Origin of the sequence: Treponema sp. (assembly GCF_045657965.1) — a bacterium.
Classification (GTDB): domain Bacteria; phylum Spirochaetota; class Spirochaetia; order Treponematales; family Treponemataceae; genus Treponema_D.
In genome coordinates this window covers 1-15,115 of the sequence record NZ_JAZOUG010000277.1, presented here as the reverse complement: position 1 = coordinate 15,115, position 15,115 = coordinate 1, and the positions used below count along the sequence as shown (strand labels likewise).

General features: G+C 40.5%; 13 protein-coding genes. 5 read left to right on the top strand and 8 right to left on the bottom strand.

The genetic code is table 11. The features are described from left to right. The first annotated feature begins 352 nt into the window (after positions 1 to 352). Complete coding sequence (locus ACKI5B_RS10565) at positions 353 to 700, top strand: NusG domain II-containing protein (RefSeq protein WP_407428534.1); 348 nt, start codon at positions 353 to 355, stop codon at positions 698 to 700. Between the two features lie 9 nt (positions 701 to 709). After that, positions 710 to 2,062: a DNA repair protein RadA gene (gene radA / locus ACKI5B_RS10560; protein ID WP_407428532.1), complete on the top strand. Its 1,353-nt coding sequence runs from the start codon at positions 710 to 712 to the stop codon at positions 2,060 to 2,062. Here the strand turns inward: radA and ACKI5B_RS10555 are convergent, their stop codons facing one another. The 4 genes from ACKI5B_RS10555 to trpB form a co-directional block, all read right to left on the bottom strand. Beyond that, on the bottom strand, positions 2,063 to 4,141 hold the full coding sequence (locus tag ACKI5B_RS10555; protein WP_407428530.1) for a methyl-accepting chemotaxis protein: 2,079 nt from the start codon (positions 4,139 to 4,141) through the stop codon (positions 2,063 to 2,065). 36 nt (positions 4,142 to 4,177) lie between these two features. Beyond that, positions 4,178 to 5,017, bottom strand: a complete 840-nt coding sequence (locus ACKI5B_RS10550; protein ID WP_407428528.1) for a hypothetical protein — start codon at positions 5,015 to 5,017, stop codon at positions 4,178 to 4,180. Between the two features lie 112 nt (positions 5,018 to 5,129). Beyond that, positions 5,130 to 5,882 carry a tryptophan synthase subunit alpha gene (trpA, locus tag ACKI5B_RS10545; RefSeq protein ID WP_407428526.1) on the bottom strand — a complete coding sequence of 251 codons (753 nt, stop codon included), beginning with the start codon at positions 5,880 to 5,882 and terminating at the stop codon, positions 5,130 to 5,132. Continuing rightward, complete coding sequence (gene trpB / locus ACKI5B_RS10540) at positions 5,879 to 7,156, bottom strand: tryptophan synthase subunit beta (RefSeq protein WP_407428524.1); 1,278 nt, start codon at positions 7,154 to 7,156, stop codon at positions 5,879 to 5,881. The genes trpA and trpB overlap by 4 nt, the downstream gene beginning before the upstream one ends. A 296-nt stretch (positions 7,157 to 7,452) precedes the next feature. On the opposite strand from trpB, the gene ACKI5B_RS10535 reads away from it, so the two are divergent. Then, on the top strand, positions 7,453 to 7,716 hold the full coding sequence (locus ACKI5B_RS10535; RefSeq protein WP_407428522.1) for a hypothetical protein: 264 nt from the start codon (positions 7,453 to 7,455) through the stop codon (positions 7,714 to 7,716). 42 nt (positions 7,717 to 7,758) lie between these two features. Here ACKI5B_RS10535 and ACKI5B_RS10530 read toward each other — a convergent pair whose 3' ends face one another. Beyond that, complete coding sequence (locus tag ACKI5B_RS10530; protein WP_407428520.1) at positions 7,759 to 8,649, bottom strand: DMT family transporter; 891 nt, start codon at positions 8,647 to 8,649, stop codon at positions 7,759 to 7,761. A gap of 94 nt (positions 8,650 to 8,743) precedes the next feature. Here ACKI5B_RS10530 and ACKI5B_RS10525 point away from each other — a divergent pair, with 94 nt between their 5' ends. Continuing rightward, on the top strand, positions 8,744 to 9,718 hold the full coding sequence (locus ACKI5B_RS10525; RefSeq protein WP_407428518.1) for an aldolase catalytic domain-containing protein: 975 nt from the start codon (positions 8,744 to 8,746) through the stop codon (positions 9,716 to 9,718). Here ACKI5B_RS10525 and ACKI5B_RS10520 read toward each other — a convergent pair. Further along, entirely contained in the window at positions 9,702 to 12,149 is a 2,448-nt protein-coding gene (locus ACKI5B_RS10520; protein WP_407428516.1) for an AAA family ATPase, read from the bottom strand. The two genes, ACKI5B_RS10525 and ACKI5B_RS10520, sit on opposite strands and share 17 nt — an antisense overlap. Before the next feature lie 175 nt (positions 12,150 to 12,324). Here ACKI5B_RS10520 and ACKI5B_RS10515 point away from each other — a divergent pair, with 175 nt between their 5' ends. Continuing rightward, entirely contained in the window at positions 12,325 to 13,614 is a 1,290-nt protein-coding gene (locus ACKI5B_RS10515) for an ATP-binding protein (protein WP_407428514.1), read from the top strand. 14 nt (positions 13,615 to 13,628) lie between these two features. Here the strand turns inward: ACKI5B_RS10515 and ACKI5B_RS10510 are convergent, their stop codons facing one another. Further along, positions 13,629 to 14,699 (bottom strand): hypothetical protein, encoded by a 1,071-nt coding sequence (locus tag ACKI5B_RS10510; RefSeq protein WP_407428512.1) that lies wholly within the window; start codon positions 14,697 to 14,699, stop codon positions 13,629 to 13,631. A gap of 15 nt (positions 14,700 to 14,714) precedes the next feature. After that, positions 14,715 to 15,115, bottom strand: a 401-nt coding sequence (locus ACKI5B_RS10505) for a TP0733 family outer membrane beta-barrel protein (protein ID WP_407428510.1), incomplete at its 5' end; no start/stop codon positions are given.

The window sequence follows — 15,115 nt, the reverse complement described above, 5'->3', positions numbered from 1 at the left end:
TTCATTAATTTCTCCATAAGTTTTAAGTGCGAGAAGAATATCACAAAGCAAAAAAAAATTCTATAAATAAAAAACAAGGCTTCCGAAAAGTAACACTTTAAGGAAGCCTTGCCGTCCAGCAAGCTGGACATCGGAGAGAGTTTATCAGCTTTTTACAAGCTGAGATAAATATAATCCAAGCAAAAAAAATTGTCAACTTTTTTTGAAAAAAAATCTCTAAATTCTCCAAATTCTAACAAAATTTTATATAAACCAAGCTGAATCTGCAGACTACACTCTAAAAATTTGAAATAAAACAATTAAAACATAAAAAAAATTCGACTTTTAAGCGGCTTTTAGTTATCCTTATTGAATGAATCTCAAAATTCTGAAGCTTTTTAGGCCGCTTGATTTCCTGATTTTATTTCTCTTTATTGCAGTTACAGCAGCATCTTTCTTTTTTTTAAAGAATTCAAAAGACACGAAACACATGCTTGTAATCAGTGCAGACAAAAAGGAATATATTTACCCTCTTTCAAAAAACCGCGAAATTCAAATCGAAAGTGTGCTGGGGCAGTCAATTATTGTGATTCAGGATGGAAAAGCTTTTTTTAAAAGCTCTCCATGCACTAACAAAACCTGCGTTCAGATGGGTGCAGTTTCGGAAGAAAACGACTGGGCAGCATGCCTGCCAAATGATGTTTTTATCCGGATAAACTAGGAGAAGTCTATGGCAAAAAAAATCAAATCTACTGTTTATAAATGCACTGAATGTGGCTGCACTCAGCCACGATGGCTTGGAAGATGTCCTCAGTGCGGTGAATGGAATACACTTGAAGAAGCAATCGTTGATCCCAACTCAACCGCCGCAGCTTTTGGCTCTCCAGCCGCCGAAAAAATAAAGCCTGTCCCTCTTGCACAAATTTCACCACAGGAAAATACAAGAATTCAGACCGGAATTGAAGAATTTGACCGTGTTCTTGGCGGCGGAGCGATGAAGCGCAGCGCAATTTTAATCGGCGGAGAACCAGGAATTGGAAAATCAACACTTATGATTCAGGCCTGCTCTAAAATCCACAATAATACAAAGGGAAAGATTCTTTATATTTCCGGTGAAGAAAGTGCAGGACAGATTAAAGGCAGGGCAGACAGGATTGGTTTAGACACTTCTGGAATTGAAATTCTCTGCACAATGCGGCTGGAAGACATAAAAGATGCACTGGCAGCTTTAAATCCTGTTTTTGTAATTATCGATTCAATTCAAACTGTGTATTCAGTGGAAGCGGGAATTGTTCCCGGAACAATAAATCAGTTGAAATTCTGTGCAAACGAGCTGATTGGCTGGGTTAAAGAACGGGATTCTGTTCTTATAATGAGTGCGCATATTACAAAGGAAGGAACAATAGCCGGTCCCAAAAGCCTTGAACACATGGTAGACACAGTAGTTTCTTTTGAACGCAACGATGATGAAGTACGCTTTTTAAGGGCAATAAAAAACCGTTTTGGAAGCGTAGACGAACTCGGCATTTTTGCAATGACAGAAAAAGGTCTGGAAGGTGTTGGAGATCCAAGCACAATGTTCATCACAAAACGAAGCGGGCCGATTCCTTCCGGAATTGCTAATTCCTGTGTTTTTGAAGGAAGCCGTGCATTTCTTGTTGAAATTCAGGCTCTCACAGTTCCGGCAAAGGCAAGCATAAGCCGGGTTTATTCTGATAAAATTGATTCAAACAGGGTTGCAAGAGTTGCGGCCGTTCTTGAAAAAAAGACCGGACTTAAATTTTCAGACCAGGATTTATATGTCAATGTTGCAGGCGGTGTAAAGCTTACCGAAAGTGCAATTGATTCTGCCCTGGCAGCAGCCCTTTATTCTGCACGCACTGACGTTCCGCTTTCACAGGGAAATGTTATTATTGGAGAACTAAGCCTTGCAGGAGAAATCCGGCCTGTACCACGATTAAAACAGAGAATTAAAACCGCACGGGACTTAGGTTTTAATCAGATTGCAGCCCCGGAAAAAGAAGACGGAGCCGCTAAAGTGAGCTCCGTCAGCGAATTAATTAAAGCAGTTTTTGGAAAATAATTAAACTTTGAACTGATCTACCTGGCTTCCAATACGGTAAATTGAACCGTTGATAGATGTTGTAATGTTCAGAAGAGAATTGTCTGAGTCTTCCATGTTTTTGATATTAACAGACATGCTTTCTACCTGATTTTTTACAACATCTGAAGAAGCTTTAAGTGCATCAATATTGCTTACAATTCCAAGTCGTGACTGGTCTACACCATCTGAAGCAGTGCGGACCTGAGCTGTTGCATCATTCATGAAGCTGAGCGCATCACCAATCTGTTTTGAACCTTCACTCTGCTCTTCCATTGCAAGCTTGATTTCGCGGACAAGGTTTCCTGTTCCCTGAATTTTATCGGCAACGGCAGTGAATGAACGGTCAGAAAGACTTGAAGCATCAACAACCCCGGAAATTGCACCCAGAATTCCTTTAAGCTGTGCAGAAATCTTTTTAGATTCGGAAGCAGAATTTTCTGAAAGTTTACGGATTTCATCAGCAACTACAGCAAATCCTTTTCCAGCCTCACCTGCATGTGCCGCTTCGATTGCAGCATTCATAGCCAGCAGGTTTGTTTCAGATGCAATTGATGAAATGACTTTGTTTGCTTCATTAAGCATTTTTGACTGTGATTCAATTTCCTGAATCTGTTTATTAACTTCATGCTGCTGATTAATACCTTTATCAACATCACTCTGTAAAATTTCAAATTCTCCGGCCATTTTTTCAACTGAATTTGAAACAGAATTGATATTTCCAATCATCTGAGTAACTGCGGCACTTGCCTGCTCTACACCCTGTTCCTGTTTCTGAAGCAAATCACGCAGCGTCTGAACAGCCTGAGAAATTGTTTCTACAGCACCGGCAGATTCACCAACCTTTGCATGCTGATTTGAAATTTCGTTATTAACACCATGAATTGACTGAACCATTTCACCAAGGAAATCTGCATTATCCTGAACCATTTTACCCAGCTTTTCGCCGTAACTGTTCAAATCTTCCTTAGAGTATTTAAGTTCACTTACGATTGTATGAAGTTTTTCCGTAAAATCATTAAAACCGGAAGCAAGATGTCCGATTTCATCTTTTGAACCAACCGGAAGACGGCGGGTTAAATCAGCATCACCTGAAGCAATATCTTTAATAGCTGAGCCGACCCTGTTGAGAGGTTTGATTGCAAAATTAACTACAAACAATCCCATAAGGAAAGCAATTATAAGAGCAACTAAACCAATCAAAATCATGTTGTGAAGGACTTTTGTAAGACCTGAATAAAAGTCTGAATAAGGAGCAACACAAATTACAACCCAGTCAGAATCTGTAACAGCCATATAAGATGCAGCAAATTTCTGCTCCTGAATTTCATCATAGTAAACACCCGTTCCAATATCGTTACCCTGCATGATGCTGGTAATAAGTCCCTTCATTCCTTCACATGAATCTTCCAGAATTGAAAGACCGCTCTGAACTTTCTCTAAATCAGCATGAGCAACATATTTTCCTGTACGTGCATTAATAACAACTGGATGCGAATAAAGACCGACAGTAAGATTTTCTACAGTGCGGCAAAGTTCTTCTGAATCACGGACTGCGACAACTTCACCAATCTGAGTTCCGTCATTATCATAAACCGGATAAGCATACATTGTAGAAAGTTTTCCGTTTACTGCACTCCAGTTTGGATCCATAATTGCCGGCTGTCCCTGCATTGAAACCTCAAGATATTCACGGCTGCTCATATCTTTATATTCACCGGTAGTTGTCCAGCCCAGACCGTTTTCATCATAAAAGCCCATACCGATATAGCCGTCCATGCCTTCAATAACACTGTTGGCTAATTCCCATTTTTCATGCAAATCAACTTCAGGATCACGGATTGTTGAAAAATTTGCAATTGACTGAAGCATTTTCATTTCACGGTCATTAAGGCTGTGAATATCAGAAGAAGCTGCATGTGCAAGGTTCATATTTCCGATTTCAACCTGTGCAGTAAGCTCCTCTGAAGAATTAATATAAGAAAAAAGAACGATTCCTGCACTTGCTAAAAGCATTACAGTCAGAAATGCCATATTAATTTTTGCTTTCAATCCAAGCATAACTTTTCTCCTTTTTGAAATTTATTACAACTCTTTTTATTTATCGGCTGTTTTAAAAACATTCTGTAATTTATCCATATTCTCGTTAAGTACAATCTGGTAAATCTTTTGATTTAAAAGTTTTGAATCAGACTGTTCGAGGTCCGGCATATCATCTTTTTTGATAAACATGAAAATACAGAGATTTTTACCTTCACTATCGCGTTTCATGATAAGAACTGCATCTGAAACAAATGAATAATCTGCAAAAGATAATTTTACCCTGCGTACTTTATCGAAAATCTGAAATTTACTTGTGCTTGACGGCAGATTACAGCGGAAGTGACTGATATTTATATCAAGTAACTGAGCGTTAAAATCCTGCCCGTCATAATTAAACTGAACAAAGCTTGAAGAATCACAGTTTGCACGGACATTATTACGGCGGCCTCTGGCTCCTGTTTTTTCAAGAACTTTTAAAATTGATTCAAAATTGTCGTGATTTCTTGCAGAAAGAGCAAAACAGCCGGCCTTTATGTCAAGTTGTTCTATATAGTATTTTTTAATTTTTTCTTCATCTTCAGGATTTTGTTTTGATGAATAAAAAATACCGATTAAATTTTCATCGCCAAAAAATTCTGACAGTTCACGAATGTAAGATTTCCATTCAATTCCAGAAATTGTGGCATCAATGTTAAAGTAAAGAATTGAACCTGGAAAAAGCTTTGTAATTTCACGGACTTTCGTCTGAATTGAACAGGTATAATCGTCATTGATTATATATGTTTCATAGCCGTTTTCAAAAAACTCTTCAAGATATGTTTTTGGAATTAATGAAGCGTCCGGAACTATGAAAAAAGTTTTCCGTCCATAGAGTTCTACATCTTTTTTAATCATAAGGGTTATTATAACCCCATTATTTAAAAAAGACGAGAAATTCATAATATTTTCTGTAAATTTTATGAATTTCTCATTAAAAAAATTAAAAAAGTGTAGATATTAGAGATTTTTAAATTTCTGTCAATTCCCTGGCTTTTGCTTCTACCGATTCAGAAAGTTTCTGCATGTCATTTTGATTTTCTGTTATAATCCGCACAAACACACTTCCTGCAACAATTGCTTCAACAGAAGATGCTAAAATTTTTGCCTGCTCTCCGTTTGAAATACCGAATCCGCCGTAAACTTTACTTCCGCCTTCACTTACTTTTTTTAAGAATTCCAGGGTCTTGGAATCAATTTTTGTGTCTGTACCGGTAATTCCGACACGAAGCGCTGCATAAATATACGGAAAACCTGCATGTGCCATTTTGTAAAGCCGTTCTGAACTCATACTTGGTGCTGCAACTGGAATATTAATCATGCCGTTTTTTCTGCAGGCTTGTGTAAGTCCTTCATCAAAATCAAAAGGAAGGTCCGGGATAATCATGCCTTTAACGCCGCACTCAGCTGCTTTTTTACAGAAATTTTCGACTCCGGGAGTGTAAACAAGACTTGCATAACTCATAAGATAAACTGGAATTTCAGGAAATTCAGAATGAATCTGTTTTATAAAAGCAAGGCCGTCTGCTGTACGATAATTACGCTCTAAAACTTTAGTACAGGCCGTCTGAATTGCAGGACCGTCTGCACTAGGGTCAGAAAAAGGCAGCTGTATTTCAAGAATGTCAGCACCGCCTTTAATTAAAGCGCGGGCTGCAGTAAGGGCAAGTTCGTTGGTTGGGTATCCGGCTACTAAATGACTCATTAATTTTATTTTATTCATTTTGTTTCTCCCATCACTTTTGCTTCATGTATATCTTTTTTGCTCTCCAATCGTTCAATTTCGGCATGCAAAAACTCAAGCCACTCAGCCGGGCGGAAAACGGGGCTTGTAATAAAGACGTCTTTATCTCCGCGGCCGCTCATATTGATTATAATTGCCTGGTCAGAAGGGATTTCTTTTGCAAGTTTGATTGCAGCCGCTCCTGCATGTGCACTTTCAAGGGCGAACATAATTCCTTCGTTTCTGGCAAAAAATTTAACGGCATCCAGTGCTTCTGTATCCAGAATCGAAGTAAACTCAACCCGTCCGCTTTTTCCAAGAGAAGCAAGCTGAGGGCCGATTCCACAGTAATCAAGACCTGCTGAAATTGAACGCGTCGGAAGTGCCTGTCCGTCTTCGTCAAGCAAAAAGCGGCTTTTATAGCCCTGCATGATTCCATCGCGGGCAGCGTTTCCTGTCATGCGGCTTGCATTTTCGCCCACATTCGGCCCGATTCCGCCGGCTTCAGCACCAATTAAGCGCGGCTCTTTTTCATTAATAAAAGGTTCAAAAAATCCGATTGAATTTGAGCCGCCGCCCACACAGGCAACCATGGCTCCGATTTTGATTCCCCGCTCTGCCGCCTGTTTTTTTACTTCTCGGCCGATTACACTCTGGAACTCGCGCACAATGTCCGGGAAAGGGGCCGGTCCTAAGGCACTTCCCAAAACATAATGGGTAGTGTCTGGATTTGCCGCCCAGTCGCGCATTGCTTCGTTTACGGCATCTTTTAAAGTGCGGCTTCCGCTTGTAACAGGATGAACTTTTGCCCCGTAAAGCTCCATTGCGGCCACATTCGGCTGCTGGCGGCGCACATCAACTTCGCCCATGTAAATCGTGCAGTCGAGTCCGAGTTTTGCGCAGGCGGCGGCAGTTGCAAGTCCGTGCTGACCTGCTCCTGTTTCTGCAATAATACGCTTTTTACCCATGCGCTTTGCCAAAAGGCACTGTCCGATAGCGTTGTTGATTTTGTGCGCACCGGTGTTTGCAAGACCTTCAAGCTTTATGTAAATCTGAGCACCGCCTAAAAGCTTTGTTGCAGTAGGTGCAAAATAAAGCGGAGTTTCCCGGCCAATGTAATCGCGGCGGATAATTTCAAGTTCGTCTAAAAAAGCCTTGTCTGCCATGGCTTCTTTAAAAGCAGTTTCGAGTTCGTCTAAGGGGCGGCGGAGCACTTCTGCCACATATTTTCCGCCAAAGTTATCAAAAAATCCGTTATCTGAATGTATTGCCATGTGTTTTACCTTTCCATGTTTCTATTTATAGTAACATAATAACGGGAAAGCATTTTTTGGTCAATATACAGATTAAACATTTGAAATTATCAAAGATGAAGCCAAATTTAAGACAGAAAACGGCATAACAGCTCTTTATCACAACAATAAAAGATCTGCAACAATCGAAACTGCCGAAAAAACAAAAAAATGTGAATATGCCGTTACTCTAAATGATGCAGCAACAATCAGCCTGACTGTCACGGGAAACGGAACCGCAGAAAAATCACGCTTTGTTATTGTCAAAAGAGGTGAAGATGAAATTCTGGTTTCTGCAGCGGATGAACTTGCAAAATGGAAGGCTCTTCATGATGACAGGTAATTCTGTTTTATGGCCGATGGGAATCGGATTTGTCATCGGATCAGAAATTGCCGGCTGTATTACTCCGTGGGTATATTCTGCAAACAGAAATGAAAGTCTGAAAACAGCGCTCAATCTGCCTGTAGAAAGCATTACCATGCTGCCTTTGATAGACCCGACTACAGAATCATACGGGCTTGTAGCAAAAATTAATTTTTAAATCATAAGGAAAGCCGGGTTTTCATAAGCCCGGCTTTTTTCGTCATTTTTTCTTCGTTAAATCCGGCAGTGTCTGAGCCAAAACAACCGCCATAAAAATCAATGCACAACCGATTCCCATTCTTAAAGTAACTGCTTCCTTCAGTATTATCGTGCTGAACAAAACGCCAAAAACGCTTTCAAATGAAAGCAAAAGTGAAGCCAGAGCCGAAGGAAGATATTTCAATCCTACATTTTGAAGGACAAAAGCAATCATAGTCGAAAATATTCCTAAATAAAGCATTGAAGTTATTACTTTAGGATTTTGAATCTGCTCAAGCGGAAAACTGCTCTCAAAAACCGGTGAAACAATCCACGAAAGAACTGAAGCTGCTATAAACTGCAGAACAGTAAGTAAAACCGGATCATGTTCTTCATTGTATTTTGATGTAAAAATTATGTGAAGTGCATAAAAGATTCCACACAACAAAGTAAGAACATCACCAGAATTGACAGTACCTGAATCTCCTGTTCCTAACGCAAGAAGACCGATTCCTGTGACAGACATAAGCGCGCAGAAAAATACATACCACGCAGGCCGCTGTTTTGTAAAAATCCAGAGCAAAAGCGGAATAAAAAATACATATGCCGTCGTAAGAAAAGCATTTTTCCCGGCTGTCGTATATTTACAGCCGATTGTCTGAACAAGATATGCCATAAAAAGATAAAATCCAAGAACACAGCCGCGGAGTAAAGTTTTTTTTGTTACGAGTTTGAATTTTCTGCAGTAAATGAGTGAAAGTCCGATTGAAGCAATTGTAAAACGAAAAGCCAGCATCCAGACAGCACCAATATAATCAAGGCTGTCTTTTACAATAACAAAAGCAAATCCCCAGATTGCAGCAGCAATTAAAAGTCCGGCTGAAGAAAGAAACGAAACAGATTTTTTTAACATAGGCAGAATAATAGTAAGAAGAAGATTAGATTTCAAGATTGCTATTTCCTAAGATTGTGATTTTTGATACTATATAAAGTAACAGGAGTTAATGATGAAAGAACTTTCTAAATTGATGGATTTTAGACCAAGCATTAAAGTTGTTGATGCAACTTTACGTGACGGAGGTCTGGTTAATGATTTTTATTTTCCGGAAGGATTTGAAAAAGCACTTTACGAAGCAAATGTAAAAGCCGGCGTTGATTATATGGAATTCGGCTATCGTGCTGATAAAGAAATGTTCGACGAATCAAAGTTTGGTCCCTGTAAATTTTCAAGCGATGATTTTATCCGCTCAGTCGTTGGCGATAACAATACTGACCTTAAACTTGCAATTATGGCAGACGTTGGCCGCTGTAATTACAAAGCCGATATTCAGGAAAAGTCAAACAGCCCTGTCGATTTAATCCGTGTTGCAACTTATCTTCATCAGATGCCAGGTGCAATCGATATGATTGAAGATGCAAAAAAGAAAGGATATGAAGTCAGCTGTAACATTATGGCAATTTCAAATTCTCAGGAATCTGATTTAAAAGTTGCCCTTGATTTAATCGGAAAGTCTCCTGCCGATGTAATTTACATTGTAGACAGCTATGGAGCCCTTTACCCGGAACAGATTGCCCGAATTGCCGACATTTACGGCGAATTTGCTGCAAAATACAACAAAAAGCTCGGTATTCATGCTCATGACAATCAGAAACTTGCTTTTGCAAATACAATTGAATCAGCAGGTGACGGTGTAGATTTCCTTGATGCAACCTATTCTGCAATGGGCCGTGGTGCAGGTAACTGTGCAATGGAACTTCTTCTTGGTTTCTTAAGAAATCCAAAATACAAGCTTTTCCCTGTCCTTAAGTTTATTGAAGACTACATGAACCCTATGAAAGCAAACGGCGTTGTCTGGGGCTATGATTTACAATACCTTATGACAGGTGTTTTAAATCAGCATCCGCGCACTGCAATCCAGTTTACAAAAGAAAAACGCTCAGATTTCTGTGAATTCTACAAAGAAGTTACTTCTCAGGAATAAAAGATACTGTCATAAATTCTATCTCTGTGTTCCAGTTGAAGAGTGTTTTCTGGCTTGCTGAAAGAAGAAGATTTTTGACTTTTTCAATATCTTCGTTTCCGACTGCAGCCGAAAGCACTTTTCCGTAGCTGGAATTTTCTGAATCAAACCACTTATTTATCTCGGTTTCGGAAATTCTGCGTTTTTCGGTAACAATTTTCGAAGCTGACTTTACTTCAAAACCGTACTTCTTGAAACTTTCTGCAATCGTTTCTGCATTCCAGTTAAAAAGCGGATTTTCTGAGTCACCAAAGAATTCGTTTTCAGAAAGTTCCATTTTTTTGAGAATCAGTTCAAATTTTTTTGGAAGTTCGTCGAGTTTTCCGGATAAAACCTGATTACGAATCAGGTCGCTTATTCTCTGACCATGGCATGGAATCCGCTGCGAAATAATTACTGAAAAATCTTTCGGAAAATCTTTAACTTCATTCAAAGCATACGCCAGAACGTCAGCGGAATCCTGACCCAGAAACGGGTCACGGAAGAAGATTCTGTCAAAAACGATGTCTTTTTTTGCAAAATCTTCAAGAATTGCCTTAAAGTTTTCGGCTGTAAGGTAATTTTCGGTTGTCTGGGGACGCACTGAAAGAACAGGACGGTCTAAATCGTCGAGTGTGCGGCCGTACTGCTCCATAATTTCCTTTCCTTTTTCGCTTCTGCAGATTCCGCAGGTAATGCCTTCCGGTGTTTTGCGGCTTACGTCCCAGAGCAAAAGACCGTCGTCGGCATTCCAGACAAGGCTTCGGGTATGGCGGGTGAGCTTTGCAAGATTTACCATGGCATCGCGGATTGCAAGAAGCACTTCGGCACGGTTTGAGTCTAAGCGGCTTCTCCATGATTTATCGGCACGGTCAAGGGCACTTTCTTTGCGTTCGTCTTTTGGGGTAAAGGTAAGGTTTTCTGATTTTACGGTGTTATTCTGATTAAAATTTTTGTTAATCCACCATTCACCGATTGGATTTGAAAAATCGCCTGCAAAGTGTGGGAGAGGATGCATTCCGCAGCTTGCGCCTGTGTCCGGCTTTTCGGGAGGAATATTTTCCAGAATTGAAGAAATCTGCATTTCGCGGCGGCTTAAAACTTCGTCCCGGATTTTTGCTTCGTAGCCCTGAGTGGTCGGCGTGTAAAAAACGCGCCCTACAAGTTCTGTCGGAAGATACTGCTGGGCTACCCAGTGGTCGCGGTAGGCGTGCGGATAAAGGTATCCGTCTCCGTGACCAAATCCTTCTGCATCACGGCTTGAATCTCGAAGGTGATTCGGAACTTCGGCATCTTCTTTTTCGACAGAGGCAAGGGCATCAAAAAAAGCCATGCTGCTGTTAGATTTTGGGGCAGTTGCAAGATAAAGAGCCGCATGAGCCAAGTGATACCGTCCTTCTGGCAATCCTACGCGGTCAAAAGCGTCGGCACAGCTTGTAACAACTCCAAGAGCGTAAGGGTCGGCCAAGCCAGTGTCTTCGCAGGCAGAAATGAGCATTCTGCGGAAAATAAAATGCGGGTCTTCGCCTGCACGAATCATGCGGGCAAGCCAGTACATTGCGGCATCCGGGTCACGCCCCCGCAGCGATTTTATGAAAGCCGAAATTATGTCGTAGTGATAGTCGCCGTCCCTGTCGTAAAGAACGACTTTTTTCTGGATCGATTCTTCTGCCGTTTCTTTAGAAATGTAAATCGTGCTTCCCCACGCAGGCTCTGGAATGCGGGCTTCGGGATTCCATTTTTCGGGTGTGGTCTCTACGGCAAGTTCAAGCGCGTTCAAAAGTGAGCGGGCATCTCCGTTTGCAGTGTCTACAAGATGTTCAAGCGCACCTTTTTCAAATTCGACTTTCCAGTGACCGTAACCGCGCTCAACATCAGTTAGTGCCATTTGAGCGGCCTTTGTCAAATCTTCTTTTGTAAGTGCTTTGAGCTGAAAAACTCTGGATCTGCTTACAAGAGCCTTGTTTACTTCAAAAAAAGGATTTTCTGTGGTAGCTCCAATCAGAATAATCGTGCCGTTTTCGACCCAGGGCAAAAGAGCGTCCTGCTGGGCTTTGTTCCAGCGGTGAACCTCATCAACAAAAAGAATCGTGCGTCTGTTGTAAAGTTTGTAAAAATCGTCTGCATTTTTGATTGCCGTGCGGATATCAGCAACACCGGTCAAAACTGCATTCAGCGTTATAAAATTTGAAGAAGTGTGATTTGCAATGACTCTGGCAAGAGTTGTCTTTCCTGTTCCCGGAGGCCCGTAAAAGATAACTGAAGTAAGCTGGTCTGCTGCAATCGCCCGCCGTAAAAGCCTGCCTTTACCGACAATATGATCCTGCCCGATGTATTCATCCAGATTTCGCGGTCTCATGCGTGCGGCAAGAGGCTGTTTTTCAGTTTTTGTTGATTCGAAAAGGTCAGACATAAAGACAGTATAGCACGAAAACAAAAAAATTAAAGATACATTTATCCGCGAAAAAGTGTATAAAATATAGTTAAATACCCCCGAAAAATTGCAATAATATAACTTGTTAAACCCCGAAAAAGTGTATAAAATATAGTTAATTATCCCCGAAAAAATGTAAAAGGAGCGCAAATTCATGAACAGAACTATTATCAGTCAGCTTTCAGAATGGAAGCAGAAAGAAAACCGCAAACCGCTCATTTTAAAAGGGGCCCGTCAAATCGGAAAAACCTGGATTCTTAAAGAATTCGGCCGCCAGTATTTCAAAAAAACTGCTTACATTACATTTTTTAAAAACCAGCGGATGAAAAATATTTTTGAAGGCGACTATAATCTTGAACGCATTCTTACAAACATAAATATTGAATGTAAAACTGAAGTAACACCAGAGGACACTCTCATTATTTTTGATGAAATTCAGGAATGTCCGCGTGCCTTAGAATCTCTCAAATACTTTTGTGAAGAAGCCCCTCAATATGCAGTTGCTTCAGCCGGCTCTCTTTTAGGTCTTGCCCTTCATAAAGACATTTCTTTTCCAGTCGGGAAAGTTGATACCTTGCAGATGTATCCGCTAACTTTCCGAGAATTTCTCATGGCAATGGGAGAAAATCAGCTTGCACAGGTTCTTACAGGATCAGACACTCAGCTTATAAATGATTTTCACGGAACATATTCTTACTGGCTTAAAATGTATATGTATGTCGGCGGAATGCCTGAAATAGTCAAATATTTTTCCGAGCACAAAAATTACGAACAGGTTCGTACCATGCAGAATCAGATTCTAAAAGATTATGAAGATGACTTTGGCAAATATATTCCAAAAGAACAGCTTTCTAAAGTTCGGCTCGTGTGGAATTCAATTCCGATGCAGCTAGCAAAAGAAAACAAAAAATTCTTTTTCGGAAAAATCAAAGAAGGAGCCAGAGCAAAAGATTTTGAAGAAGCTATTGAACTTTTAAAAGACTGCGGTTTAATTACAAAAGTCCAGAAAGTTTCACAACCAGCCGTTCCGCTCAAAACCTATGCTGATTTTACTGCCTTCAAGCTTTATTTTATCGATGTCGGTTTGCTGGGCGCTCATTCAGGACTCGATGCCTCTTCTATTCTTGAAGGCAACGAACTTTTTGTAGAATTTAAAGGTGCTGTTACAGAACAGTATGTGCTTCAGCAGATTGTTTCAGACACAAAACACATTCCCTACTACTACAGTGGTGAAAAAGCAACCTATGAACTTGATTTTCTGATTCAAAAAGCTGGTGTGCTTGTACCGGTTGAAGTAAAAGCCGGTGAAAATGTGCGCTCAAAAAGCCTGGTCTTTTTCCGTGAAAAATACAAAAACAAAACAGCCACAAGATTTTCACTTGCAAAAATCTGCGTACAGGACTGGCTTTTAAACCTGCCTTTATACGCAGTTGTAAGATTGTAAAACGCTTTTTACGGCTATTCCCGGTTCCACTTGCCTTTGCTTGCAAAATATGACCAGAGACCGACGTTGTTTAAGCTTGCTGAAGTACCTGAAGTATCAATTGCAGAAAAAAGAGTTCCGCCGGTTTCTGTTTTTGACGGATTTACAGCTAAAAGCGCCTGAACTTCATAATATGAAGACATTGTTGTATCTGCGTTTGTCGAAAAATCTGCAGTACCGCTTGAAGGGATTCCGGTGCTCATTGTTGTATGGGCAATTCCTTCATCAGTTCCAACCAGAAGGTAATCGTATGTAACTGCCATAGAACGAATTGTGTCACAGTTTAAGTCAACAGCTGTCCATGATGAACCATCTCCTGAGTAAGAAACGCAATCGCCTGAACAGTAGTAAATATATGTTGCAACAGCTGAAGCAGTTTCGTTTGAAGTCATTGCGTAAGCTGAGCTGAAATAGACATCAGTTCCAAGAACAGTGCAGCTTTTTACGCCTGTTGTTGGGGTCGTGGAATTATCAGATGCACCTGTTGTATCTATAGCAGTGATGTCTGCAAGCGCTGTAGTTCCGCTCAATTCCCAGACAGTTGAGCCGTATCTGAAATATGCATGGCGGTTAGTATTCTGCGGCGTGTTTGTACAGAAAAGTGTAAAATTATCCGAAGAATAAGAATAACCATAAAGCTGTGTCCAGGAAGAGCCGTCGTAGCAGTAAAGGGCGCGGGATGTCGGAGTGTTGTAGCCGTCATCATCATCTTCATAAACAATTGTGGCTGCATAAAGATTTGTTTCATCTGCTGCCAGAACTTCTACCTTTACGTTTGAAGCCGGCTTTGAAAGAGTTGACCAGTCAATTTTTGAATCAACAACACTGCTTTCAACACTTCTGTAGTAAATATTACCGTTTGCAACAGCAACACATTCAGTTGAGCCGTTTGTCCAGCGGATAATACTTTTTATATCGCCTGAAATTTTTGCATCATCAAGAGCAACTTCTTTTCTGATATCATAAAAAATAACCCCGCTGCATGAAACAAATAAAGTTGAAAAAAAAACCAGCAGGACAGTTAATTTTGAAATATATTTTTTCATTTTATTTTCCTTGAATTAGAAGTGATAGCGTGCAGATAAAGCCCATGATGCAAACAAGCCGTAATCATTGTATTTCGGATTGTCATACCACTGCGGCATATACATATAGTCCCCTTCCATTCCGAATGACCAGCTTGGAGTTACACGGTAATAAATGCCTGCCTGACCTTTTAAGATAAGCCCCGGAAAGTAAGTGCGGCTCAAATAGTTTTCCATGGCAGCGCCTACGCCAAGTGTAACCGGGAATTCAAATCGTCGGAAGGCTGGCTGGAAGGTTGTGCTCAAGACAAGCGGAATATATGTAAAAATATTTTCGCCGATTGTCGGATGGTAGCCGAAATAAACATCAATTCCCCATGCCCACCAGCTTGTAAAGTCGGATCGTAGCCATGTCGTTCTGTGAGCCAAGGAGTTGG

Bases quoted from the DNA above. Each gene is read 5' to 3' on its own strand.
- trpA (WP_407428526.1), bottom strand. From the start codon at position 5,882: ATGAATAAAATAAAATTAATGAGTCATTTAGTAGCCGGATACCCAACC.
- trpB (WP_407428524.1), bottom strand. From the start codon at position 7,156: ATGGCAATACATTCAGATAACGGATTTTTTGATAACTTTGGCGGAAAA.
- ACKI5B_RS10565 (WP_407428534.1), top strand. From the start codon at position 353: ATGAATCTCAAAATTCTGAAGCTTTTTAGGCCGCTTGATTTCCTGATT.
- ACKI5B_RS10555 (WP_407428530.1), bottom strand. From the start codon at position 4,141: ATGCTTGGATTGAAAGCAAAAATTAATATGGCATTTCTGACTGTAATG.
- ACKI5B_RS10530 (WP_407428520.1), bottom strand. From the start codon at position 8,649: ATGTTAAAAAAATCTGTTTCGTTTCTTTCTTCAGCCGGACTTTTAATT.
- ACKI5B_RS10515 (WP_407428514.1), top strand. From the start codon at position 12,325: ATGAACAGAACTATTATCAGTCAGCTTTCAGAATGGAAGCAGAAAGAA.
- ACKI5B_RS10520 (WP_407428516.1), bottom strand. From the start codon at position 12,149: ATGTCTGACCTTTTCGAATCAACAAAAACTGAAAAACAGCCTCTTGCC.
- ACKI5B_RS10525 (WP_407428518.1), top strand. From the start codon at position 8,744: ATGAAAGAACTTTCTAAATTGATGGATTTTAGACCAAGCATTAAAGTT.
- radA (WP_407428532.1), top strand. From the start codon at position 710: ATGGCAAAAAAAATCAAATCTACTGTTTATAAATGCACTGAATGTGGC.
- ACKI5B_RS10510 (WP_407428512.1), bottom strand. From the start codon at position 14,699: ATGAAAAAATATATTTCAAAATTAACTGTCCTGCTGGTTTTTTTTTCA.
- ACKI5B_RS10550 (WP_407428528.1), bottom strand. From the start codon at position 5,017: ATGATTAAAAAAGATGTAGAACTCTATGGACGGAAAACTTTTTTCATA.
- ACKI5B_RS10535 (WP_407428522.1), top strand. From the start codon at position 7,453: ATGAAATTCTGGTTTCTGCAGCGGATGAACTTGCAAAATGGAAGGCTC.